Below are 23,728 nucleotides of genomic sequence, written 5' to 3' on the forward strand. Positions count from 1 at the left end.
ATTCTCCACCCTTCAAACAATCTGTTTCATGTTTTTGTTATCTCTGTTACAAATAGATTGTAACATCATTCACAAACTCTAACTACAGCGGAAACCGTTTTCACTTTGGCGATATTGTGACAATATTCACATTCGTTTGGAACACCTTCATTTTCTGTACTACCCTCATCCAAACACAAAAAAACAAATCATCGTTGCCCCACAAACCGAAAGAAAATTAACCGCATCATTTCCGAGAAAACGCCATCCCGACACGTAACTCGTCGGCACGTCGTGATGTATTTTTTGCTCGGTCAACTTTCCACAAACAGCACAACGAAACGTTCGTTGGACGGTCGCACCAAGTAGCGTATCAATCATACTACCAGTTAATCCAATCACCCATAATATAAGAAGAAGCGTGATGCTTAAGTCAATGAAAACAAGAGAGGATATGACAATCAACAATGCACCAAACATCGACATGACGGTACCGAATGTCGAGACGGCCCCACTCATTCCCGGTTCGACTCGCTTAAAGGTAAACATGAACCGAGGTTTCCGCTTCGAGAGGACACCAAATTCAGATCCCCACGTATCGCTCGTCGCTGCCGCGATGGACACGACATACATATAGAGGTAGACCGGATCATTTGTAAACTGATAACCGAGTGCACATAAAATCCCGACCCCACCGTTAGCCAACACTTGCATGGCATCACGAGCCCCCGTCTTCTCGACAATCTCATCTACTCCTTCTTTATCGCGAGAGCGATATTTCGAAGCGAGAGAAGAAGTCGAAAAAAACACCCCAAGCAAGTATAGACCGAACCATCCGAAGGAGAATCCAATCACCGAACCGGTCACTATCGTCAACAGTGCCCCAGAACGAGTCAACGAGCGTAACCGATAACCGAGATAGGCGACGAAACAAGTTACAGCGAATATGGCGAACACTGAATCATCTCCTTCTCTGTCACGATCCATTGAACGGGTAGGTCGTGCGGCTCAGTTGGTACTTGATCGACAATCTGAACGGTATATGCCAAAGCAAGTGTTCTACCTTTATAGGTTTTTAAATAGCGATCATAATAGCCCCCACCCCAACCGATGCGATAACCGGTTCGATCGAAAACGCGCCCCGGAACAAGACAAAGGTCGATCACTTGCGTAGTCGCTGGAGTGGTCGGCTCTAAAATATTCATGACTCCCTCTTCCAAATCATCAAATGAATGAATGATGTGAAACGTAAGTCCCCGCTCCGTTACTTTCGGGACGCAGACCGTTTTTCCTTCTTTAAAGGCCATATGAATAATCGGGGACGTATCAATTTCTAGAGGGAGTGACAACGTTAGCGCGATTGTTTGACTTTCAATCCATAAGTCCGAGGCAAATAATGATTGGTGAATGACTTCGTCCGCATGATGTCGATCCGCCATTTGTTTGATGTATTGATGAATCGTGCGCCGCAGCGCTGTTTTCTCTTCCACAACGTATTCCTCCTTACAAAAAAAGCCGCCACATATGTGACGGCCGGTCCCTCATTACTTCACTTCGCGGTAAAGCGTGTGACGACGGAGACGTGGGTTGTATTTGCGCAACTCGAGGCGCTCAGGGTTGTTACGTTTGTTTTTCTTCGTGATGTACGTGCGATCGCCTGTTTCTGTGCAAGCTAATGTAATTTTAACGCGCATTTCTTTCACTCCCATCTTAATGATGTTGTATCAAGTGCTTTTGCTTTACAGTCTAAGCATACTCAATTATCCTACCAAGTTTCTTGTGAAAAAGCAAGGTTATTTCACGTTCTTTTTCATTGATTCCTGTCCATACGGAGAAGTCTCAAGAGGTAGGCATGTGTTGACGTTCTCACTCACGTTATACCATTGTTTCAGGTCGTGAATCGAGATCTCTTCACCGACATAAACGCGTTCTGATGCAGAAAACACGCTGTTTTCGATTCGATGGATTGCATCGAATAAACCACCGTGACCATGCGGATTGCGAGTCGCTTCAAAGGACAACATAGTTGAGTATAACGGAAGCGCAAGGGATTGCGCAAGTTCTCTTGCAGCAGGAATCGTCATCCAATCGAAGTGGTGAACCACTTTGAAGGAAACACGTTTCGAAAGTTCATGAACCAGTTTTACATAGGCGATATTTTGTGTTGCCACCTGGTTCATGACATGCTCTAAAAATGGACTAGTTGGACGAACACGATACACATGTATGTTTCCTTGTCGCTCATACTCAGGCAACTCGTCATGATATGGCGTTAATACATAGACGACTTCGCCATCGTCCGCTCTCGCCTCGATTTCGTCGACGACCCGTCTTCCGAGTCCTCCGACGATATGACCGTGATATTCAGGCGTGAGCACCAAAATGGCTGGTTTTTCTTCTTCCCGCTCGGTTGTCACATAGTAATCGTGAGGAGATAGGAACGAATCAATATCGATGTCTTCATCCTGAAGAAATGGATATGCAGCGTAATGATCATGTAGCAACTGTTCGGATACTCCATCCTGATAGAGTGCCGTTTCCAGTTCTGCAAAGAGTCGTGTGTGTTCACGGAACCGTTCGGCGGCATACTGTGCCGTCGTTTGCCCATCCAAGATGAACGCCCAGTCACTCGACACAGCCAATACGTAATGACGGATTAATTGTTTCAAGGCGCGATTCGTCGCTTCCGATTGATTACGATAGTCCGCCACATCTTTTACGAGTTGCATCTCCATCATGTGCAAATGACGAAGCATCCACTCATTTCTTTCGTTAATCCAAACTTCACCATAACCTTTACGTCCCCATGTATTCATCGACACGTGGACCGTCTGTAAATCTTTAAAGTGACGTTCAAGGAAGAGCGCTGGCGTGATGGTTTCAATTCCAAATTCAGCAAGTCTCTCTGCTACTTTCCCAAGAAACTCTGGCCCCTCAAACCACCAGTGACCGAACAACTCCGCATCGAACGGAGCCGTGACTAAAAATGGTGGGAATGTCTGAGCACCGTGCGCTTCAAGATGTGATTCTAACGTTTTGGCAAAATCGGTCGCATGGTTTTCAATTTGATGTTCCGCCCATTCGCGCACGTAGAAATCCTTTTGATCCGTATCACCCGTAATCCGGTGCATTTTTAAACCCGTATCAAAACGAATTCCTTCCGGATGCATGAAGGACTGGATATAGTCCCAGTCCCGATCGTATGCCAAATCGCGGTAAAACTCACGATAATCCGGATGGCCTGGATATCCGATCATCGAACTCCAAATTTTACCTGAGATGATTTGATCCCGCGGGAACAACGCGACGCCATGTGGTGAATAAACAGGGGCTCCAATTCCTTTCTCTGGCGTCGGATCTGCGTCGAGAAGAGCATGTTCATCGACAAATGTGTAGCGAATTCCTTCTTCATAAAGAATCCGATCAACTCCTGGTGTATAAGCACACTCTGGTAACCAGATGCCTGTTGGACGGAACCCATAATGACGTTCGAAACAGTTCAAACCTGTGCGAATCTCAGCACGCGCCGCCTGTTCCGTGAAGAGATGTGGATTAAAGCCATGGGTTGCCGTACATGTCACCATGTCAATATAACCTGCCTCACGATATGTACGGAACGCCTCATTCAAATTTTTATTCCAATGGAGGAACGTATTTTTTAAATCGTGGTATCGTTGACGATAAAAATGTAACGTCGCTGTTTCTTCGTCTGTTCGGTCCTCAGACAATTCGAGGGCAATCAATTCGAGCATATCGTCTAAGTGCTCCACATAGCGATCCTGAATGAGAGGATCGGCAAGCATTTCAACGACAGGTGGGGAAATACTAACCGTCCAATGCAAGGGACGCTTCAAGCGATCGACTTGCCATAGAATCGGAAGATATGTCTCAGAGATGGCCTCGTAAACCCATCTTTCTTCTAAACGGTGTTTCTCTTCATGCCTAACGTACGGTAAATGAGCATGAAGGACGAGTGAAAAGTACCCAGGTTTCATAATAAAAAGTCCTCCTTAACGCACGAGTCGGTATGCTGCATATTTTGGTAACGTATCAAGTAGTTCTGGAGAATCAACTTCCCCGTATTGCCAACGTCGGACCGGTTCTGCGAATCGTCCGACTCCAACTGGTTCTGCCCGCGGCGTATCAAGCGGATTTGATGCGACGATTGGGAGAAACTCCCCTTCCATCGTCCGAATCCCAAATTCAAACACATATGTCGTATTCGGGTCGAGAGGGCGAACGAACCAGCTGTTCGTCATTTCAGGAAGATCGAATGTATAGGAGCGGTTTGCGTGACCGCTATTGTAATCAAGTAACGTAACATCAAGGATGCGAAACGCCTTCGGCAATTCTTCCCAGCGTCGCATAAATTGAAGCACTAACGTTTCTTTCACGAGATCAGATACTTCCCAGCATACATACACTGCGTTTGGAGACTGTACGACCGCATGCATAAAGTCCACGTTGTACCGATCGGGTAGCTTCCAGTATCCTTCCGGACCCTTTTCAAGAAGTGGAGAAGTCGACACGTTGGCCGTCTCTTTCGCTGATGCCACTTGTTTGCGTGAGGTCGTCACCGACGTCTTTGCTTTCTTCGTTTCACGCTTTTTTTTCACAGGGGCAACCGCCTCCACTTCCTGTTGCTGATTTCTCCATTTACGCCATGCGTATTGGACTTTGCCAATCGGGACGTCTAATTCTGCCGCAATCTGTTTTAACGTAAGACCTTGTTGTTTCAAGGATACGATTTTCTCTTCCATCTCTATATGGCTCCCTTCATGTAAAATCCATGTAGACTATTATTCGCTCCTTGAGTTTGTATTCCTGCCCAAAAAAATAAAGAACAACAGCACTGTTGTTCTTTACCACTAATCTTATTGATTCAAATCATAATGTTTCCCTTTTTCGAGGAAAATTAAATGTTCTCCGAAGTTCGTCACATGATCGCCCATCCGTTCGAGGTATCGAGCAATGTTCGAGAATTCGTATACATCGTTCGTCCCAACCGTCATGGCCGGAAGAGAACCGATATATTGTTTAATCACCGTTAGATTGATGTCATCAATCACGCGGTCCATCTCATTGAGTTCACGAACACGGCTCACTTCACCTTTACGATAGGCACGTGTTGCCAGTTCAAGCATGTCAATCAACTGCTCGGCCATCTTCTTGAGCGGTTGGATGTCAAGCACATAAGGAACGTGCTCGATTCGTGTCACTGCTTTTGCGATGTTTGTCGCATAGTCCGCGATGCGTTCAAGGTCTGTCGCTGATTTCATCGTCACAATCAGACGTCGTAAGTCAGTCGCGACTGGTTGCTGTTTTGCAATCAATAGAATCGCTTCGTCATTGATTGTCAACTCCAACTCGTCTAACTCGTTATCGTTATCAATCACGGTTTTAGCCAATTCGAGATCATGTTTTTCCAACACTTCGATTGCCGTCGCCGTTTGGCGCATCGTCAAGTTTGCCAATCGAACAACTTTATCTTCTAATTCAGTCAACTTCGTATCAAAAAATGTGCGGTTTTGTGCCATCAATCCAGTCTCCTCCTTAACCGAAACGGCCAGAAATATAGTCTTCCGTCCGTTTGTCAGATGGATTCGAGAAAATCTTATCTGTTACATCGAACTCGACAACTTCTCCATTTAAGAAGAATGCCGTTTTATCCGAAACACGGGCAGCTTGTTGCATGTTATGTGTCACGATGATGATTGAATATTGTTCTTTCAGCTCTTGTACCAATTCTTCCACTTTCAATGTAGAGATCGGATCAAGGGCAGACGTCGGCTCGTCCATTAAGATGACATCCGGTTCAATCGCTAACGTACGCGCGATACAGAGACGTTGTTGTTGTCCACCTGAAAGTCCGTACGCATTCTCATTCAATCGATCTTTTACTTCATCCCAGATTGCCGCACCACGTAATGAACGCTCGACAATTTCATCGAGTACTTTCTTATTTTTGATTCCGTGCGTCCGCGGTCCGTATGCCACGTTGTCATAGACCGATTTTGGGAACGGGTTCGGTTGTTGGAATACCATCCCGACCGACGTACGCAAATCTTCCACCTTGTATCCGCGATCGAAGATGTTACGACCATGGTATAAAATTTCACCGTTCGTCCGAACCGATGGCACGAGTTCGACCATCCGATTTAACGTCTTGATGAACGTCGATTTTCCGCACCCAGATGGTCCGATAATCGCCGTGACTTCATTCTTTTTAATATCGAGGTTGACGTCAATCAAAGCCTGGTCTTCTCCATACCACAAGTTCAAATTGTTGACGACATAGGCGCTATCTTTTTTCATCTCAGTCGTTGTCGGTTCTGTCGTAGTTGTATTCACGTTTTGATCTCCTTTGTTGAGCTCTTGTTGTTTCATCATCTCGAGCTTCCTCCTCATTCATCTGCAAAAAAGACTTAGTGTCGATTTGTATATTTGTTTCGAATATAGATTGCAACCGAGTTCATCGCGATGAGCATCGTCATAAGTACGATGATCCCTGCTGCCGCTAAGTTTTGGAACTCTGCTTGTGGTCGGCTCGTCCAGTTGTAAATCTGGATCGGGAGGGCCGTGAAGTCAGAAAAAATGTTACTCGGTGTCGTTGAAATGAATGTTGCCGCTCCGACCATGATGAGTGGAGCCGTTTCACCAATCGCCCGGGAAACCGCTAGGATAATCCCCGTAATGATCCCTGGTAACGCCGAAGGTAACACGACGTTAAATGTCGTCTGCCACTTCGATGCACCGAGCGCTAGTGAAGCGTGTCGTAATTCCATTTTGACTGCTCGTAGCGCTTCCTGTGAGGCCACGATGACAATCGGCAAACTCATGAGACCGAGCGTCAAGGCACCGGCCATAATCGAGTTCCCTAATTCCATGACTCGAACGAAAATCGTCAATCCAAGCAATCCGAATACGATTGACGGAACGCCAGCCAAGTTCGAAATATTGACTTCAATAAATGAAGTCATGCGATTTTTCGGAGCATATTCTTCCAAGTAAATCGCCGCTCCAACACCGATGACGAACACCATCGGCACGATCAATAGCATGAGCCATAATGACCCAATCAACGCAGGATATAATCCAGCCTGTTCAGGACGGCGCGACGGGAAGTTGCGCAAGAAATCGAGATCGACCCATCCTGCACCTTTTGACACGATGTCATAAATCAACGTCGATAAGACGACGAGTGCAAAGACCAGTCCCGCCAAAAAGATGTACTTAAATATTTCATTCAATTGTAAACGTCGTTTAATTCGTTGAGACACGGTCTCACGATTCATCAAGTTCTTCGTATTCTTGAACTCACTGTTCGGTAAAGCCATATTAGTACTCCTCTCTGAAGCGGCGCGTCACCCAGTTTGCGAATAGGTTCATCAATAAGGTAAAGACGAACAACAACGCACCGACCGCATAGATACTGTAATATTCGATTGTGCCGTAACCTGCATCACCTTTTGCGATTTGAACGATATATGCTGTCATCGTCTGAATCGCATTGAGTGGATTGAACTCGAAGTTTGGCTGTGAACCACCAGCGATCGTTACAATCATCGTCTCACCAATCGCACGGCTCATACCGAGAACGATAGAGGCAATAATCCCAGACGTCGCTGCAGGCATGACAACTTTCGTCGCCACTTCAAGACGTGTCGCACCTAAACCGAGCGCACCGTCCCGAATTTTCTTCGGAACAGCACTCATTGCATCCTCAGAAATCGAGGCAATCATCGGAATAATCATAATCCCGACGACAATCCCTGGGCTGAGTGCATTGTAAATTTGAAGTCCTGGGATGAGTGCTTGCAGAATCGGTGTAATGAATGACAAGGCGAAGAAACCGAATACGATGGTCGGCACACCGGCCAACACTTCTAGAATTGGTTTCAATACACGTCGTGCCCGTTCAGAGGCGTATTCACTTAAATAAATCGCAGACGCCAAACCGAGTGGGACGGCTACAATCATCGCAATCACAGTAATTTGGAGTGTTCCCATGACAAGGGCCCATACCCCGAAGCGCTGATCTGCACTAAGCGGGTACCATTCTGTCGATCCTAAAAATTCTGCGACAGGGACTCGTTCAAAGAACTTGAATAGCTCAAAGCCTAGTGTGAACGCAATACCAATGGTCGTGACGACCGATACGAATGCGCTCAAGAATAATAAGAAGGGCATGATTTTATCAAACACGTTCGTCGTACTATATTTCTTTTGTTTATTTTGTTGAATCATCTCTCGAATCGAAAGCTTATTGTTCGGTTCATTCATCTCGTGTATCGCTCCCTACCTCTTCATACTAGAAAGCATGGCGAGAAGGCGAGACCGTGTCTCACCTTCTGCCACCTATCATCTTATTCTCCAGCGATTTCGTCGATCATCTTCATGTTTTCGTCGTAACGCGCTTGTTCCATACCGACATATCCTACTTCTTCAGAGAGCGCACCTGCGTTTTCGTTCATGAAGCGTGCGAATTCTGCAACTTGCTCTTTGTCTTTCAACGAAGCGTTGTTGACGTACGTGTAGATTTCACGTGAGAGTGGATAAGAAAGGTCATTGATTGTTTCTGGAGTTGGCTCTACACCCTCGACTGCCATGGCACGAAGCGTGTCTTGGTTTTCGATGTAGTATGCATATCCGAAGAATCCGATTGCACCTTCTGTTCCAGCTACACCCGTGACGAGGACGTTGTCATCCTCTGACAATTGTGCGTCTTCACGAATGTCCGTATCGTCAAGGACGGCTTCATTGAAGAAGTCAAATGTACCTGAGTCTTTACCTGGTGCGAAGAATGAAATCTCCTCATCTGGCCAGTCTGAACGAACGTCTTTCCATGTTTTTACGCTTGTGTCCGTCCACATCTTATTCAATTCTTCAATCGTGATATCTTGTGCCCAATCGTTCGCTGGGTTAACAACAAGCGAAAGTCCATCAAGTGCAACCGAGAGTTGCGTGAATTCCACACCGTTTTTCTCAGCTTCGGCTGCTTCTTCTTCTTTGATTTCACGTGATGCGTTCGAGAAGTCTGTCTCTCCCGTCACGAAACGTTTGAAGCCGCCACCCGTACCAGAGACACCGACTGTCACTTCAACTTCTGGTTGTTCAGCTGAAAATTCTTCTGCGACTGCTTCCATGATTGGGAATACAGTTGATGATCCGTCCATGACGACTTTTCCTGAGAGCGCATCGCCGCCTTCAGCAGCGCCACCTTCTTCATTGTTCCCACAAGCAGCACCTACGAGTGCGACTGAAGTGATTGAAGCGAGTAAAGCTGATTTTTTCATCCAAGACATTTGTGACGTCCTCCTTGAGTTTGCTTTGATTTTTGTTGTGGATTTGTTGTTCTGTCCTACAATTAATATCCTAATGAACTTCTATTAACGAGAAATAAACGGAACGTAAAAGAATTGTAAAGACAAAAAAAGAAGTCACCGAAGTGACTTCTTTTACTGAAGCATTGCATTGACGTCTTCTAGATTAAAGTAAGCTTTCATGATGTCGTGCGCGACACGCGTATTGATTCCTTCCGCCTCAAGTCCAGGCATGATGATCGCCCAAGCGATTTCCGGATCATCGAACGGTGCCCAACCGACATGGTTTGAGTTCAATGTCTTAATCGGTTCTCCGTTCGCATTTCGTTTCGCCTGACCATCTGCCCCTTCCGCGATTGCTTGAGCAGTTCCGGTTTTACCTGCAGCCGTCATACCGGTCTCCTGTAAAATGCGAGACGAACCGGACGCAGATTCAACCCCTTGACGATATCCTTCACGGACACGTTGAATGTATTCATCCTGGATATCGACTTTATTCAACGCATTCGGTTGGAACGTGCTCACGACTTGCTTATTGTTCTCATCAAGCGAACCCGGCTCAATGATTTCTTTCAGCAAGTGTGGTTGTACACGATAGCCGCCGTTCGCCAATGCTGACGTATATTGCGCCAATTGAATCGGAGTATAAGAAATATACTGTCCGATCGACATATCCATTAGAAGCGTGACGCGGTCCGGGATGCTACGGAATCCGGTCGACTCAAACGGCAAGTCGATCCCTGTTTCGATTCCGAGACCGAATTGTTTATAGTAGTGTTCCATCGTTCCGAACGCCTGCGTGACATTTTCCCCGACAATTTGACCTGTCGAGTAATAATCAGCCAGACGCAAAGCAATTTGGAACATATAGATATTCGATGACATCGCGAGTGCATCTAAGTCGTTGATGTTCCCCATATTCCGGTAGGAAGCTTTCACTGACGAACCAATCCGAATCGGAGCATCATAAATATATTCTCCCGGTTTCACGACACCTTCTTCGAATCCATAGGCGACCGTCGCCCCTTTGATGGTTGATCCGATTTGGCTGGCGCGAAGAACCGTTCCGGTCGATACATCCTTGAATTCGTTCGTTTCCAAATCGAGTTCTTGTCCAGATAAGGCGAGCAATTCACCCGTTTGTGGATTCATGACGACAGCGAATGCTCGGTCGAAATGAGGACTTCCAGAGCGCCCTGCGCGAATCGCCTTTTTCAAGATCTCATCGATTTCTTTTTGGAACTCGATGTCGGTCGATAAGACGATGTCTTTCCCTGGATTCCCACTCACTCGTGTCGGTTCACCGACCGGCTCCCCTTTATACGTCGTGAACACATCATAGGCCGGCGTTCCCCGAAGGACGTCTTCATACTGTTGTTCCAAGTAGGAGGTACCAACCCGATCGTTCAACCCGTAACCCTTCGCCTGATAAGATGCACGTTGTTCCGCCGGAATTTGACGATAACTTCCTAGGAAACTCTTGAACGTCTCATCATACGGATAATCCCGTTGATAGTAAGGTTCGACACTCACTCCAGGCAACTGCTCTAAGTTCTCTTCGATGACCGCCATCTCTTTCGGGCTTGCACCGATTTTGATGACCTGTGGGTCGAGTGCATAGCCACTCTCCATATTGTGTTTAATGGCGATGATTTCTTCTGTCGCATCATCAAACGTGATCTCTTCTTCGGTGATTGAATCAAGCAAGAGCCGGTCCACGTCTTGGTTAGACAATGCGGCTCGCTCCTCTTCCGATAATTCTTCCAATAACGCTTGAGTCCGTTCTTGCGCCAATTCCGGATTCGTTGCAATCCAGTAATCCTTTCGGTCTCGCTCCGTCATTTTACGGTCTTCTTTTGGAATGTCGACGATTTCCGCCAATTTTTTCGCGACGTCTAAACGTTCATCCGTCTTTGTCACTTGAGAGCGGCGATACATGACCGAGTAGTTTGAAATCGTATCCGCCAGCACTTGACCGTTCCGGTCGTAGATTTTACCTCGCGGCACTTCATATTTGATTTTACTCGACTCCGTTTTCTGTACTTCCCGAGCAATCAGTTCACCATTCACGATTTGTACGACACCCAATCGAAAAATGAGGGTCGCAAATAGAATGAAGACGATGAAAAATAGTAAATTTAAGCGTAACGGTAAGTGGTTTCGCCGTTTTTTCGGCACTTTTACCCGATTTTTTGCCAAGTCCGTTTACTCCCTCCACGTTCATTTCCTTCTATATTATAGAGGACAGGAATCCCTGTCGTTTTGTCCGAATTTCACTATATCATAATTTGTTTACAAATTAATGAAAACCACAAAAAAACCCGAGATTCGTATAAGAACCCCGGGTAAGACCAGTTTATTTTGCGTCAGCGTATAATTTCGCCACATAATCCCAATCGATGACATGGAAGAATGCGTTGATATAGTCAGGACGACGATTTTGGTAGTTCAAGTAGTAAGCATGTTCCCATACATCAAGACCGAGGATTGGCGTAACACCTTCCATGATTGGTGAGTCTTGGTTTGGTGTAGACGTGACTTCGAGTTTCCCGTTCTTCACGACGAGCCAGGCCCATCCTGAACCGAAACGAGTCGTTGCAGCTTTCGTGAATTCGTCTTTGAACGCATCAAAGCTACCGAACGACTCATCGATTGCAGCAGCGAGATCGCCAGACGGTGTGCCGTTCTCATTTTTCTTCAAGAGCTTCCAGAAGAACGAGTGGTTCCAATGACCGCCACCGTTGTTGCGGACAGCTGTTTGAATGTCAGCAGGAAGCGAATCGATTTTTTGAAGCAAGTCTTCGAGTGAAGAGTACTCCACATCTTTTCCTTCGAGTGCATTGTTTACGTTTGTGACGTAAGTGTTGTGGTGTTTCGTGTGGTGGATTTCCATCGTGCGTGCATCAATGTGTGGTTCGAGTGCATCATATGCGTAATCAAGTTGTGGTAATTCAAATTTAGCCATTACTAAAATCCCCCTTAAAAGTTTTTTGAACAACGTTCGTCTTAAATGTAACAGATATGTGACGGTCGACTCAATTGTAATGCTTTATTCGACATCTTCTTCTGGCAATGCCCAAACTGAAATCGACCCCGCCGACACTTTAAATACCCCAAATCCTTCTTCATCAATCTCAATTCGATCATTCAATGTATTCGTTAAATCGACCCATGTTTCACCGGCACGTTCTTCCCCGACAAACATTCTCTTTTCAGATTCATCAGAAGTTGAAATGAGGACGGCACATCCGGAACGTTCGATTTCCTCCACACCTTTTCGTACCCACCCGATGACGTTTGCATCATCAAAGTAATCATCCTGCTCCCCGTACGCTTTCTCTCGGCGCGCATATAGGAGCGTATCAATAGCGAGCTTCATCCCATCAGTCGGGTGAGGACCGTCTATACCGTAGTAATCGCCATAGAAGACACATGGATAACCATCTTTACGAAGTAAGACAAGACCATAGGCGATTTGCTTGAACCAATCTTTCACCCATGACTCAAGCGCCTCCTCGGGTTGTGAATCGTGATTATCTACGAACGTCACGGAATGAAGCGGGTGTGACTGAACGAGCGTATCATCAAAAATGGTTCGCATGTCAAACGCGGCCCCTTCCTCCGAGGCTTGATGTAATTTGTAATGGAGCGGGACATCGAATAAATCGACATGGTAATCGATATTATCGAGAAATTCACGACAGGCATCAAGGTCAGATTTCCAAAACTCGCCGACAAAATAGAATTGGTCACCTTTCTCTTCCCGCATCGTCTGACTGAACTCTTTTACAAAGTCATAGTTGATGTGTTTAATGGCGTCAAGACGGAATCCATCACATTTCGTCTCCTCGATGAACCATTTCCCCCAATTCAACACTTCTTCACGCACATCGGGATGGTGGTAATCGATGTTCGCAAACATTAAATAGTCATAGACACCGAATTCATCGTCGACGTTATCATTCCATCTTTTGTTTTCTCCAACAATAAAGAAAATACCGGAACGATCAGTCGCCGCATCATAATCCGTTCCGTTAAAGTGCGTGAAGTCCCATTTGAATGAAGAGTATTTCCCATCACGAGCTTCGTAATCAAATTTTGTCCATCCCTCGATTTCGAACGCTTCATCTGAAAGGACTTTCGTACGGTCGTCGGGATCTACTTCTAACACTTCAAACTTCTCGGTCGCATCCGCCCCGGCTTTATGGTTCATGACGACATCCATATAAATCTGCATCCCGAGTTCTTGTTGGCAATAGGCTGTCGCTTCAAGTAGTTCTTTTTTCGTACCGTATTTCGTGGCAATCGATCCTTTTTGATTGAACTCACCCAAATCATATAAGTCATAGATTCCATAACCGGTATCTTGATCACTTTGCCCTTTTGTGACAGGTGGTAGCCAAAGTGCAGTGATTCCTGCTTTATTTAAGTCGGCTGCTCTCTCTTTTAGTCGCTTCCAATGCTTTTGATCTGCCTCGACATGCCATTCAAAAAATTGCATCATGGTGTGGTTTCGTTCCATTTTGTCCGCCTCATTTCATATTTTTCAAAAAACAAAATGCTAACGAGTATTTACCCAGCAATTTTAGATTGAAAACAAAAAAGCGACGTTCACATTGTGACGTCGCTTACGAATGGACCCTGTAGGACTTGAACCTACGACCGGACGGTTATGAGCCGTCTGCTCTAACCAGCTGAGCTAAGGGTCCTTATAAATAGCGGCGGAGGGAGTCGAACCCACGACCTCACGGGTATGAACCGTACGCTCTAGCCAGCTGAGCTACACCGCCATGTTGTTATACAGTAATAATATACTGAATATGTCTTGGAGTGTCAAGGAGTATTCCTTGCCGAATAAGAAAAAGCACCCCAAATTTCATTTGGAGTGCTTCTGATTTTATACGGTTACTTCGTTTGCATCTTCAAGTGTGATTTCCGTGATGTTCATAGCATGGTCACCGATTCGCTCCAAGTTCGAGAGCATATCGACGAAGAACATACCTGCTTGTCCATCGCAAGCACCTGTGTTCAAACGAACGACGTGGTTCTTACGGAATTGACGCTCGAGCATGTCGAGTTTCGCTTCCATTTCAATGACTTTACGTGCTTCAATCATGTCGCCGCTCCCCAACGTTTGAAGAGATTTCTCTAACGTCGCACGTGTGAGGTCGTACATTTCAGTCAATTCTTTTTGTGCATCTGCCGAAAGCGTCACTTTCGTAGCTGTCTTATAATCAATCAACTCGATGATGTTCTCAACGTGATCACCGATTCGCTCGATATCGTTGATGGCATGCATGAGTGTTTTGTGTTCTTGTGATTCTTGTTCTGTCAAATCAACGGCAGCCAATTTCACGAGGTAATCTGTAATTTTCGCATTCAACGAGTTCAATGCTTCTTCGATATGTGCCGACTTTTCAGCGTGCTTCTTGTCGCCAGTCGTCAAATAGTTGCGTGCTTCATCGAGACCGAGTTTTGCGAAATCTCCCATGCGGATGACTTCGTATTTCGCTTGCTCGACTGCAATCGAAGGTGACTGTTGAATGAAGATCGGGTCTAAATGTTGTGCTTTCGTATCGACGATTGAGTCTTCACCTGGGACCAATTTCGTCACAATCCAAGCAATCGTTCCGATGAACCAGAACTGGATCAATGTGTTGACGACGTTAAACGTACCGTGTGCAAATGCGATTTGCATCTTATCCTCAATCGCCAAGAGATCTGTGATCCAATAGATATAGTTTGTGAACGGAACTAATAAGATCATAAAGATTGTCGTACCAATCAAGTTAAAGATGACGTGTGCCGCTGCTGCACGACGTGCGGCAACTGATGCACCAATCGATGCCAAAATCGCTGTGATCGTTGTTCCGATGTTATCACCGAACAATACCGGTAAAGCAGCACCTAAATCGATGGAACCACCAGCATATAGTTCTTGCAAGATTCCAATCGTCGCAGACGATGATTGAACAATCACGGTAAATACTGTACCAACGATGACACCGAGGAACGGATTGTCACTCATTGATTGCGTCAAGTCGATGAAATATTCGCTTGAACGAAGTGGTTTCATCCCACTTCCCATCAATTCAAGTCCATAGAACAACATCCCGAAGCCAAAGAAGATTTGACCGAGGTGTTGTAATTTTTCTTTTTTAAAGAAGAACAATAATACTGCACCGATTGCAATAATCGGGAGCGCGTACTCACCGACATCGAATCCGATGATGAACGCCGTCACTGTCGTCCCGATGTTCGCCCCCATGATGACCCCGATTGCTTGACGGAGTGTCATGAACCCGGCGCTAACAAGTCCGACCGTAATGACGGTTGTACCTGAAGATGATTGAATCAATACAGTAACGATAATCCCGGCGAGTACACCGAGGAATGGATTCGTTGTATACTTATCAAGGATGTCTCGCAGGCGATTCCCTGCAGACTTTTGGAGTCCGTCTCCCATCGATTTGATCCCGAAGAGGAAGATCCCTAGACCTCCAAAAAACATGAATAACATTTCTTGCAAATTGTATTCCACGATTTTTGTACTCCTTTTAATTAAGAATTGGTTGGATTTGCTTGGTTTTTAATGCCCTACTCATTATGCCTTCATCGGCAGTATCATGTAAACACGTTTAATGTAAAAGTTTTATTAAAACACTGTACCACTTCATGCATCTTATTGACTTCTGTAATATAACAGATTGGAGTTTTTAGTATGTTGTCCACTATTTTGACGTTCCTCCGAACAAGTCTTGTCCCATCTAAGCAAGTATTGCGTCTTCGTTTAGCCCCGCTCCATGCTTATATGGGAGCCACTCTCGTGTTGACGCTTCTGATCACTGTCTTGGACTTTATTGTGATTCGTCCTGATTTTTTCGTTCCGATGTGGCTATTCTTACACGGATTCGCCATTTTCTTTTTCTATTTACTTTGGGTCGCCATCATGGCTTTATATGTTCAGTTGGTTACAAAAGTCTACTCGAAAAACATGTGGGCCTACCGTCAAGCTTGGCCATATGCCGTGGCGATGACATTCGTCCCTACCGTTATATTAGTGGTGTTGTACCACATGAACCCGTCTCTTATATGGATTGGTTTCATCATTGGACTCGGATATATCACCTACCCTTTAACGAAAGTGCCAAAAAAAAAATAACGACAAGCGTCTTCGTAAACGCTTGTCGTTATTTTTATGCCGGAGAAAGTTCCTCGAGCGTCTGATTCAATGCTTCACTTTGGTCACTCAAGTCAGTACCTGCAGACTGTAAGGCAGACTGCACATTGGACCATCGTTCGACACCGTCGTTCAGCTCGAATAACTTTCGTTCGAGTAACGAACTGATTTCTCGCAACCGCTCATTCGATTCGATTAATTGCAAGAGCTGTCTCCCCGTATGTGACGTTTGATCCGAGATGGACTGAAACTCATCTAACTGAACTTTGATTTCATGGTCGATTGTTCCGATTCCAATCTCTACTCGATAAACAGCATCTTTTAATAGATGCACTTCTTTGATAAAGTCATTGACTTCAAACAACAGGTCCTTTCGTTCTTCGTTCAATGCTTCGATTGCATCTACCGCGAGAAGTGTCGCTTCATTCGTCATTTTTGCTAACTTCCCAACTTCATTGGCAACAACAGCAAATCCTTTACCATGTTCTCCTGCGCGGGCTGCCTCAATCGATGCGTTAAGCGACAACATCTTCGTAGCTGTCGACACCGATAGGATACTCTTTAGCGCCTCATCCGCTTTTGAAGAGTTCGACTCACTCTCTTCAAGCTTTTGTTGAATACTCTCCACTTGTTGCTCAACATAATCACTCGCCTCTTTCACAGAATAGAACGTTTCAAGTTCTTCATGTAATATGGATTTCAGTCGATTGCCACGGTCGTCCACACTCGAAATTTGATGTTCCAGCATTTCGATTTGTTGTGTCACTTCTCTCATTTTGAATGTAGAATCGCTTGTCACCGACTGATATGAATGACTCGTATGTTCTACCGTAACCGCAACTTCACGGAATTGTTCAACCTGATGATGGCTGTTCATCAGTTCTTGTTGGAAGATTGGAAGACTTTGATGAAATGCACTCGCTGTCTTCCCCATCATATCCATGGACTGATTCCATAATTGAATGAACGTGTTGAACTCGGTTTCGAGTATATGGATTTCTTTGGATTTCGCTCCAAGTGCCACGTCATCGAAACGACGCGTTTCAACGGCACGGCGCAATGAATGGGCCAATACACTCAACGGTTTGACTTCACGATGAATCAATCGCGAAAAGAGGATGGCCATCCCAATCATCGCAATGAATAAAATGAACGTGATATATTTTCGCAGTTCAGTCATTGGACCAAGCGCAGATTCTTTCGTGACAACGAGAACGTAATCTGCTTTTAGCTCAGGGATCGAGACCGATGCCATTAGTAAACCATCTTTCTCTTCTACTTCAGGTGTTGTCGTTTGTGAAACTTTCCCTACAATCTGCTCTGTTTTCATTCCTTTTGACCCACTCAATTGCTCAACAGACTCTCCACGTACTAAAAATTGCGCTGCTTCAAAATCATCTCCCGATAGAATAGAAGCTTGTTGCATATAAGTAGATTTTAATGACCGGTTGAGTTGCTTCTCGTTTGCTACATATGCACTGTACGACGTCTTCACCGATTCTCGCATGACCGTAACTTCTCGCATAAGGCGCTGCTCGATTTCTGCGGACAATAGTTGTTCAGACTTTAGGGCGAACCAGCTAAACGTCACGATAAAGACAAGTAATATGATTGGCATGAGCGTCCATTGGAGGCGGTGCCCTATTTTAAAATGACGATTTAGTCGAGCGTTTCGTCCCGTACCCTTCATTTGATTTCGCTTGAAATTCATCTTCACGTTAAGCCACCTCTTTTTCTAATCTCGCCTATATATCGGTCTTGAGACGGTGGAAAATTATGAAGTAGATGTTAAGATAGCGTTAGAGTTTGTAAAGAGCACACATCCGTCACGCATCCTAGATGCTTTTTCACATTCTTTTCGTTATGATAATGAAGAAACCTTATCATCTTAAATCGATTGGATTCTTTCCAAAAGAAGGAGATTACGTATATGTCAGAAATTTTGCATCGTTCATTAACACGTCCGGTCCGCGTCGGTAACTTGATTATCGGAGGATCGAACGAAGTCATTATTCAATCTATGACCACTACGAAAACGCATGACGTCGAGGCAACAGTTGCCGAAATCAAGCGTCTTGAGGAAGCTGGTTGCCAAGTCGTTCGCGTGGCTTGTCCAGACGAACGTGCAGCTGACGCACTTGCAGAAATTAAGAGCCGCATCAATATCCCGCTCGTCGTCGACATCCACTTCGACTACAAGCTTGCTTTAAAAGCCATTGAAAGTGGCGTCGATAAAATCCGGATTAACCCGGGTAACATCGGTCGTCGTGAGAAAGTAGAGGCCGTCGTCAATGCGGCGAAAGCAAAAGGGATTCCAATTCGAATCGGTGTCAACGCCGGATCATTAGAAAAACAATTCCTTGAAAAGTATGGATATCCGACCGCGCAAGGTATGGTCGAGAGTGCGATGCACCACGTGAAGATTCTCGAGGATCTCGGCTTCTATAACACGATCATCTCGCTCAAAGCTTCAGACGTAAACCTTGCACTCGAAGCCTACACACTCGCTGCGAAGACGTTTGATTATCCTCTTCACGTCGGCATCACAGAGTCAGGTCCACTCTTCTCCGGTTCACTTAAATCGGCTGCAGGACTCGGTGCGATTCTCTCTCTTGGAATCGGTTCAACAGTTCGAGTTTCACTTTCAGACGACCCGGTTGAGGAAGTAAAAGTTGCGAAAGAAGTGCTCAAGTCATTTGGACTTGCAGCAAATGCCGCGACTTTGATCTCTTGTCCAACATGTGGACGAATTGAAATCGATTTGATTTCGATTGCAAAAGAGGTAGAAGAATACATCCAAAACATCAACGTCAACATTAAAGTTGCCGTTCTCGGATGTGCGGTAAACGGTCCTGGTGAGGCTCGTGAAGCGGACATCGGAATCGCAGGCGCACGTAATGAAGGACTTCTCTTCCGTCACGGAAAGATCATCCGTAAAGTGCCTGAGGCGACGATGGTCGAAGAATTGAAAAAAGAAATCGATGCGATCGCTGCTGAAAAAATGGCGGAACGTGAGCGCGAAGAACAAGAGCTCGCAAACCAATCAAATTAATGAATCTCATGCCCGTACGGTTGCAACCGTACGGGTTTTTGATAGAATAGAGGGCATGTGAGGAGGAGTGATGAGATGCGAATCGGCATTGATTTGGATGGAACCGTTACAGATCCTAAAAGTTGTTTTATATATATGAATGAATCACTCGGCTATTCGATTGACTATCATCGTGCGACCGAGTACGAGTTGCACACGTATACGACGATGGAGCAACATGAATTTTGGAAGTTTATGATTGAAGAGGGGCATGAAGAAGCGATTTACCGTCGTTCACTTCCGCACTCTGATGTGTTGGATGTGTTATGGGAATTAAAGCAGCAACATCACCTGCATTACGTCACCGCCCGAAGTGAGGCGGTTCGACCGGTTACCGAAGAATGGATCAAACAGCATCGTTTGCCGCTTGATTCGTTGGTCATGACCGGTTCTCACGATAAAATCAATGTCGTCAAAGACTTGTCACTCGAACTGTTTATGGAAGACCGGTATGAGAATGCCATCTCGATTCATGAAGAAACGTCAATTCCAGTACTCCTATTCGACGCACCCTATAATCGTAAGACGTTACCTGAAGGCGTAACTCGCATTTCGACATGGCGTGAGGCGTATCACCATGTCGCGCAATTGGAGAAACAAATCGTTCTACAGCAACGTTAAAAGGCAAGCCCGACACAATCGGGCTTGCCTTTTAAATTCGTCCGAGCTCTTCGATTATATCGCTTGCGAGTACACTTGCGGGGTGTATACTCTGGCTAATCGACTTGGCAGCGAGCGCATGCCATAGCACCGCTTGCTCGTTCGGTGCCGAAGGCTTTTTTCTTCTAGCCCATAGCGCAAGTAGGATTCCGGTCAACACGTCCCCACTTCCACCTTTCGCTAACGCCGATGCTTCAACGGTATTGACGGCACCTGTTCCGTCAGGTGTAACGATGATCGTATACGTTCCTTTTAAAATCAAATGGACTCGGTGTTGCTTCGCGAACTCACAAGCGATGGAAAACCGATCTGCCTCGATCTCTTCAACCGATTTTCCGGTCAATCTTGAAAATTCACCTGGATGCGGTGTCAGCGTAAGCGGCCCCCGGGTTTCCAATCGTTTCGTCGATAGTGCCCCAGCGTCCAAGATGACAGGACAAGACTGCTGTTTTGCGTATTGCCAAATGAGATTCAACGCTTCCCCTTCGACCATACCGGGACCGATGGCAAGTGCATCGTACGGTTGTTCCACCACATCGGTGTGTTGCTGATACATCGCTTCAGGTAATGTTGAGATGAGCGGGCTCGCTTCGCGTGGAATGGATAGACGCAATAAGCCAATGCCAGAACGAGTTGCAGCACGACCACCCAAGAATGGTGCACCGAGAAAATGACGACTCCCTCCGATGAGCATCCCATGTCCATATGTCGTCTTATGGCTGAATTGATCGCGCTCCAAAAGAGATCGGTCAAAGTCAGCGTCGGTCAACACCTTCCAATCGGATGTATGCGGGAGTCCGATATCAACCCGTTCCACTTTGCCATAGAATGGAGCCGTCCGATTTAAGAATGTCGAACGCTTGAAACCGTGTAACGAATACGTATATGTCGCCCGAATTGCCATGTCATCAAAGTCTCGAGTGTGATCACTCGGTACGCCTGACGGTACGTCAATCGAGATGACCGGCGTCGATTGACGATTCACCCATTCAATCACTTCCCGCGCGTGACCAGTCACGGGACCGGACAATCCGACACCGAACAAGGCATCAATGATGACATCTGTTTCAATCGGCCGCTCCACAAGGTGAAGAAATGCGGAGGCGTAGGAAGCGTGTATTGCAGCCGCCTCAGACTTACTTTTCCCTAACGGTGACCATACGCTGACCTCATGCCCTCTCATAGCAAGCTCTCGAGCGACGACCCAACCGTCCCCACCGTTGTTGCCCGTCCCACAAATCACCAAAATGGTAGACTGCGAATCGATTCGAATGTGAGGCACAATCGCCGAGGCCGCTCGCTCCATCAACACCTCTTCGGGCATCCCATTTTGAATCGCTGTGCGATCAATCTGCTTGATTTCAGCAGCTGTATAGATCATCTAACCTCCCCCTTCGATACAAAAAAGGGATTGAATCAAATCAATCCCTTTTGCTTACATTCTTTACAATACCCATATATCTCAAATTTATGATCGACCACTTCAAATTCAGGGTCGAGCGCCTCTACAAAGCGCATCGGACATAAATCGAGCAGTTTCGTCTTTCCACAGCTCCGACAAATCAAATGATGATGGTGATGTGCCGCACTGCAGGTGACTCGAAAGGATTTCTCACCATCGAGTTCCGTCGCTTCAAGTAATCCTTCCTCCGCAAACGACTTCAAATTTCGATACACCGTGTCAAAACTCATCGTCGGATGTTTGTCTCGCATGTACTCGAGTACTTCCTTCGCACTGATATATCGATCTTCTTCAGAGAGATAAGCATACATTTCAAGACGTTTCGGCGTCACTTTTAAAGAAGATGCACGAAGACGGTTCAATTGTTCAGTCTCATTCATGTTGTACCTCCTTTTTCTTGAAACTCATGACTTTCTCAAGTGCCATGACGGCTGCTAAAATACTGACCGCAATCAATACGATGACACCGCCTGGAGCGACATCGAGATCATACGCAAGGACGAGCCCACCGATTGTCGCGACCTCTCCGAAGATGATGGACCAGAGAATGGTCTGTTTGAAGCTCGATGTAAAGCGTAGCGCCGCTGCGACGGGTAACGTAATCAAGCTTGATACGAGAAGCGTTCCGACAATTCGCATGCTGACGGCAATCACAAGCGCTACGATGAACATGAATAACAGATGCAGCATCGTACTCGGTAATCCCGACACTTTTGCCTGTTCTTCATCAAACGACAAGAACAACAACTGCTTATAGAAAATAAGAATCACAAAGACCGTCAAGACGGCCACACTGACGATCAAAGTGATGTCCGATTGACTCACAGCAGAGATCGATCCGAACAAGAGTGTGGATAAGTCGACCGAGAATCCTCGCGATAGCGAGATAAAGATGGCACTGAGTCCCATTCCTGCGGACATCATGATCGGAATGGATAGTTCCTGGAAGTGCACATATTTCCCTCGAAGCCAGTTGAGCCCTAACGCCGCCAATACAGAGATGAGCGTTCCCATATATAAGGGGTTGAGATCAGCGAATAGAGCGATATATTGTCCGAGAAATAAACTGAATGAAATTCCGGCAAGCGTCATGTGTGACAATGCATCGGCAATCAAGCTCATCCGTCTCACTACAATGAATGAACCGATGAGCGGTGCGGTAAACCCGATCACAAGTGCTGCAATGAACGCATAACGTAAAAAACTATATGTCCAAAGATCCGTGATCATGTCGTTCCCTCGTGAACAAGTACTTTAACAGGATAAGGTTTGATGGACGATGCGAGTTCTCCGAGCTCGCTGTATTCTCTCAATCCACAATTACATGCCAATCGTCCGCGGTCGAGATGGACGACTTTCGTGACAAGATCGGTCACCACGTTTAAATCGTGGGTGACGAGGACGAACGTACAAGTCGTATGTTCACGAAGCATATGCAAGACTTCATAAAAATCTTGTAAGTGTTTTTGGTCCACACCGACGGTCGGCTCATCGAGAATCAATAGATCAGGCTGGTTGACCATCGCCCGAGCGATAAAGACACGCTGTTGTTGTCCTCCGGATAAATCTCCAATTTTCCGATGACGAAATTGCCACATGTTGACCGTTTGTAACGCATTTTGAATCGCTGCCTGGTCTTCCATTTTTAAACGTTTGAATAAACCGAGACGTCCATATCTACCCATCGCGACTACTTCTTCGACGGTAACCGGGAAGCCCGAGTTAAAGGAAGCCGCTTTTTGGGAAACGTAACTGATACGAGACTTATCTTTAAACTGCGAAATGGGCTTACCGAACAATTCGACCGACCCTTGCTGTGGGTTCAGTAATCCAAGAATGGTTCGAATCAAAGTCGACTTCCCAGAACCGTTTTCTCCGACGATTGCGACAAAGTCCCCTTGCCGAATATCAATCGATACGTTTTGTAAGGCCGGTGTCCCATCATAGAAATAAGACACCTCGTTTAATTTGACGACAGATGTAGTCATCTAATCCCTTCTCTCATATGTTAAATCGTAATCATTTCTACTTTC

Annotated in this window: 22 protein-coding genes and 2 tRNA genes; 3 read left to right on the forward strand and 21 right to left on the reverse strand. The window is 45.8% G+C overall.

Annotated elements, in window-relative coordinates:
- Window positions 1-165: 165 nt before the first annotated feature.
- From OKS35_RS05475 to OKS35_RS05550, 16 genes are all read right to left on the reverse strand, one after another.
- Complete coding sequence (locus OKS35_RS05475; RefSeq protein WP_264092633.1) at window positions 166-936, reverse strand: DUF92 domain-containing protein; 771 nt, start codon at window positions 934-936, stop codon at window positions 166-168.
- Window positions 915-1,469, reverse strand: a complete 555-nt coding sequence (locus tag OKS35_RS05480) for a 5-formyltetrahydrofolate cyclo-ligase (RefSeq protein ID WP_159562476.1) — start codon at window positions 1,467-1,469, stop codon at window positions 915-917. Before OKS35_RS05480 ends, OKS35_RS05475 begins: the two co-directional genes overlap by 22 nt.
- Before the next feature lie 54 nt (window positions 1,470-1,523).
- Window positions 1,524-1,688, reverse strand: coding sequence for a 50S ribosomal protein L33 (gene rpmG / locus OKS35_RS05485; RefSeq protein WP_255313299.1), 165 nt, complete (start codon window positions 1,686-1,688; stop codon window positions 1,524-1,526).
- 84 nt (window positions 1,689-1,772) lie between these two features.
- Window positions 1,773-3,974, reverse strand: coding sequence for a 1,4-alpha-glucan branching protein domain-containing protein (locus OKS35_RS05490; protein ID WP_264092634.1), 2,202 nt, complete (start codon window positions 3,972-3,974; stop codon window positions 1,773-1,775).
- Between the two features lie 15 nt (window positions 3,975-3,989).
- Window positions 3,990-4,739: a DUF4912 domain-containing protein gene (locus OKS35_RS05495; protein WP_214684022.1), complete on the reverse strand. Its 750-nt coding sequence runs from the start codon at window positions 4,737-4,739 to the stop codon at window positions 3,990-3,992.
- Between the two features lie 114 nt (window positions 4,740-4,853).
- Complete coding sequence (gene phoU, locus OKS35_RS05500; RefSeq protein WP_012726611.1) at window positions 4,854-5,516, reverse strand: phosphate signaling complex protein PhoU; 663 nt, start codon at window positions 5,514-5,516, stop codon at window positions 4,854-4,856.
- Between the two features lie 16 nt (window positions 5,517-5,532).
- On the reverse strand, window positions 5,533-6,294 hold the full coding sequence (pstB, locus tag OKS35_RS05505; protein ID WP_224862754.1) for a phosphate ABC transporter ATP-binding protein PstB: 762 nt from the start codon (window positions 6,292-6,294) through the stop codon (window positions 5,533-5,535).
- A 110-nt stretch (window positions 6,295-6,404) separates the two neighbouring features.
- The gene (pstA, locus tag OKS35_RS05510) at window positions 6,405-7,316 is read right to left on the reverse strand and encodes a phosphate ABC transporter permease PstA (RefSeq protein ID WP_012726613.1); all 912 of its coding nucleotides are present in this window, start codon (window positions 7,314-7,316) and stop codon (window positions 6,405-6,407) included.
- A gap of 1 nt (window position 7,317) precedes the next feature.
- On the reverse strand, window positions 7,318-8,262 hold the full coding sequence (gene pstC / locus OKS35_RS05515; protein ID WP_012726614.1) for a phosphate ABC transporter permease subunit PstC: 945 nt from the start codon (window positions 8,260-8,262) through the stop codon (window positions 7,318-7,320).
- An 83-nt stretch (window positions 8,263-8,345) separates the two neighbouring features.
- Window positions 8,346-9,284, reverse strand: coding sequence for a PstS family phosphate ABC transporter substrate-binding protein (locus OKS35_RS05520; RefSeq protein WP_196430860.1), 939 nt, complete (start codon window positions 9,282-9,284; stop codon window positions 8,346-8,348).
- A gap of 153 nt (window positions 9,285-9,437) precedes the next feature.
- Window positions 9,438-11,501 (reverse strand): peptidoglycan D,D-transpeptidase FtsI family protein, encoded by a 2,064-nt coding sequence (locus OKS35_RS05525; RefSeq protein WP_264092635.1) that lies wholly within the window; start codon window positions 11,499-11,501, stop codon window positions 9,438-9,440.
- Window positions 11,502-11,658: 157 nt separating this feature from the next.
- Window positions 11,659-12,267 carry a superoxide dismutase gene (locus tag OKS35_RS05530; protein ID WP_074033338.1) on the reverse strand — a complete coding sequence of 203 codons (609 nt, stop codon included), beginning with the start codon at window positions 12,265-12,267 and terminating at the stop codon, window positions 11,659-11,661.
- 84 nt (window positions 12,268-12,351) lie between these two features.
- A complete protein-coding gene (locus tag OKS35_RS05535; protein WP_264092636.1) occupies window positions 12,352-13,824 on the reverse strand; it encodes an alpha-amylase in 1,473 nt (490 codons plus the stop codon).
- A gap of 113 nt (window positions 13,825-13,937) precedes the next feature.
- A tRNA-Ile gene (locus tag OKS35_RS05540) sits at window positions 13,938-14,011 on the reverse strand.
- Window positions 14,012-14,018: 7 nt separating this feature from the next.
- Window positions 14,019-14,092 (reverse strand) — tRNA-Met (locus tag OKS35_RS05545).
- Between the two features lie 107 nt (window positions 14,093-14,199).
- On the reverse strand, window positions 14,200-15,843 hold the full coding sequence (locus OKS35_RS05550) for a Na/Pi cotransporter family protein (RefSeq protein WP_214781476.1): 1,644 nt from the start codon (window positions 15,841-15,843) through the stop codon (window positions 14,200-14,202).
- A 180-nt stretch (window positions 15,844-16,023) separates the two neighbouring features.
- On the opposite strand from OKS35_RS05550, the gene OKS35_RS05555 reads away from it, so the two are divergent.
- Window positions 16,024-16,464 (forward strand): hypothetical protein, encoded by a 441-nt coding sequence (locus OKS35_RS05555; RefSeq protein ID WP_214690751.1) that lies wholly within the window; start codon window positions 16,024-16,026, stop codon window positions 16,462-16,464.
- A gap of 34 nt (window positions 16,465-16,498) precedes the next feature.
- Here OKS35_RS05555 and OKS35_RS05560 read toward each other — a convergent pair whose 3' ends face one another.
- On the reverse strand, window positions 16,499-18,193 hold the full coding sequence (locus OKS35_RS05560) for a methyl-accepting chemotaxis protein (RefSeq protein ID WP_264093059.1): 1,695 nt from the start codon (window positions 18,191-18,193) through the stop codon (window positions 16,499-16,501).
- Window positions 18,194-18,412: 219 nt separating this feature from the next.
- On the opposite strand from OKS35_RS05560, the gene ispG reads away from it, so the two are divergent.
- Together ispG and OKS35_RS05570 are read left to right on the forward strand one after the other, a co-directional pair.
- Window positions 18,413-19,534: a flavodoxin-dependent (E)-4-hydroxy-3-methylbut-2-enyl-diphosphate synthase gene (gene ispG, locus OKS35_RS05565; protein ID WP_012726622.1), complete on the forward strand. Its 1,122-nt coding sequence runs from the start codon at window positions 18,413-18,415 to the stop codon at window positions 19,532-19,534.
- A 75-nt stretch (window positions 19,535-19,609) separates the two neighbouring features.
- Window positions 19,610-20,194: a hypothetical protein gene (locus tag OKS35_RS05570; protein ID WP_214690750.1), complete on the forward strand. Its 585-nt coding sequence runs from the start codon at window positions 19,610-19,612 to the stop codon at window positions 20,192-20,194.
- Window positions 20,195-20,225: 31 nt separating this feature from the next.
- Here OKS35_RS05570 and OKS35_RS05575 read toward each other — a convergent pair whose 3' ends face one another.
- From OKS35_RS05575 to OKS35_RS05590, 4 genes are read right to left on the reverse strand one after another with little or no spacing between them, the layout of a single operon-like run.
- Window positions 20,226-21,614 carry an NAD(P)H-hydrate dehydratase gene (locus tag OKS35_RS05575; RefSeq protein ID WP_264092637.1) on the reverse strand — a complete coding sequence of 463 codons (1,389 nt, stop codon included), beginning with the start codon at window positions 21,612-21,614 and terminating at the stop codon, window positions 20,226-20,228.
- 35 nt (window positions 21,615-21,649) lie between these two features.
- Entirely contained in the window at window positions 21,650-22,075 is a 426-nt protein-coding gene (locus OKS35_RS05580) for a Fur family transcriptional regulator (protein WP_012726625.1), read from the reverse strand.
- Window positions 22,068-22,925: a metal ABC transporter permease gene (locus OKS35_RS05585; protein ID WP_264092638.1), complete on the reverse strand. Its 858-nt coding sequence runs from the start codon at window positions 22,923-22,925 to the stop codon at window positions 22,068-22,070. Before OKS35_RS05585 ends, OKS35_RS05580 begins: the two co-directional genes overlap by 8 nt.
- Entirely contained in the window at window positions 22,922-23,683 is a 762-nt protein-coding gene (locus OKS35_RS05590; protein WP_074036635.1) for a metal ABC transporter ATP-binding protein, read from the reverse strand. Before OKS35_RS05590 ends, OKS35_RS05585 begins: the two co-directional genes overlap by 4 nt.
- Between the last annotated feature and the right edge of the window lie 45 nt (window positions 23,684-23,728).

Source organism: Exiguobacterium sp. N5, assembly GCF_025842465.1.
GTDB classification, from domain to species: Bacteria; Bacillota; Bacilli; order Exiguobacteriales; family Exiguobacteriaceae; genus Exiguobacterium; species Exiguobacterium profundum.

Excerpts from the sequence above, each read along its gene's own strand:
- rpmG (WP_255313299.1), bottom strand. The coding sequence starts at position 1,688 with ATGGGAGTGAAAGAAATGCGCGTTAAAATTACATTAGCTTGCACAGAA.
- OKS35_RS05490 (WP_264092634.1), bottom strand. The coding sequence starts at position 3,974 with ATGAAACCTGGGTACTTTTCACTCGTCCTTCATGCTCATTTACCGTAC.
- OKS35_RS05495 (WP_214684022.1), bottom strand. The coding sequence starts at position 4,739 with ATGGAAGAGAAAATCGTATCCTTGAAACAACAAGGTCTTACGTTAAAA.
- phoU (WP_012726611.1), bottom strand. The coding sequence starts at position 5,516 with ATGGCACAAAACCGCACATTTTTTGATACGAAGTTGACTGAATTAGAA.
- pstB (WP_224862754.1), bottom strand. The coding sequence starts at position 6,294 with ATGAAAAAAGATAGCGCCTATGTCGTCAACAATTTGAACTTGTGGTAT.
- pstA (WP_012726613.1), bottom strand. The coding sequence starts at position 7,316 with ATGGCTTTACCGAACAGTGAGTTCAAGAATACGAAGAACTTGATGAAT.
- pstC (WP_012726614.1), bottom strand. The coding sequence starts at position 8,262 with ATGAATGAACCGAACAATAAGCTTTCGATTCGAGAGATGATTCAACAA.
- OKS35_RS05520 (WP_196430860.1), bottom strand. The coding sequence starts at position 9,284 with ATGTCTTGGATGAAAAAATCAGCTTTACTCGCTTCAATCACTTCAGTC.
- OKS35_RS05530 (WP_074033338.1), bottom strand. The coding sequence starts at position 12,267 with ATGGCTAAATTTGAATTACCACAACTTGATTACGCATATGATGCACTC.
- OKS35_RS05535 (WP_264092636.1), bottom strand. The coding sequence starts at position 13,824 with ATGGAACGAAACCACACCATGATGCAATTTTTTGAATGGCATGTCGAG.
- OKS35_RS05555 (WP_214690751.1), top strand. The coding sequence starts at position 16,024 with ATGTTGTCCACTATTTTGACGTTCCTCCGAACAAGTCTTGTCCCATCT.
- OKS35_RS05560 (WP_264093059.1), bottom strand. The coding sequence starts at position 18,193 with ATGAATTTCAAGCGAAATCAAATGAAGGGTACGGGACGAAACGCTCGA.
- ispG (WP_012726622.1), top strand. The coding sequence starts at position 18,413 with ATGTCAGAAATTTTGCATCGTTCATTAACACGTCCGGTCCGCGTCGGT.
- OKS35_RS05570 (WP_214690750.1), top strand. The coding sequence starts at position 19,610 with ATGCGAATCGGCATTGATTTGGATGGAACCGTTACAGATCCTAAAAGT.
- OKS35_RS05575 (WP_264092637.1), bottom strand. The coding sequence starts at position 21,614 with ATGATCTATACAGCTGCTGAAATCAAGCAGATTGATCGCACAGCGATT.
- OKS35_RS05580 (WP_012726625.1), bottom strand. The coding sequence starts at position 22,075 with ATGAATGAGACTGAACAATTGAACCGTCTTCGTGCATCTTCTTTAAAA.
- OKS35_RS05585 (WP_264092638.1), bottom strand. The coding sequence starts at position 22,925 with ATGATCACGGATCTTTGGACATATAGTTTTTTACGTTATGCGTTCATT.
- OKS35_RS05590 (WP_074036635.1), bottom strand. The coding sequence starts at position 23,683 with ATGACTACATCTGTCGTCAAATTAAACGAGGTGTCTTATTTCTATGAT.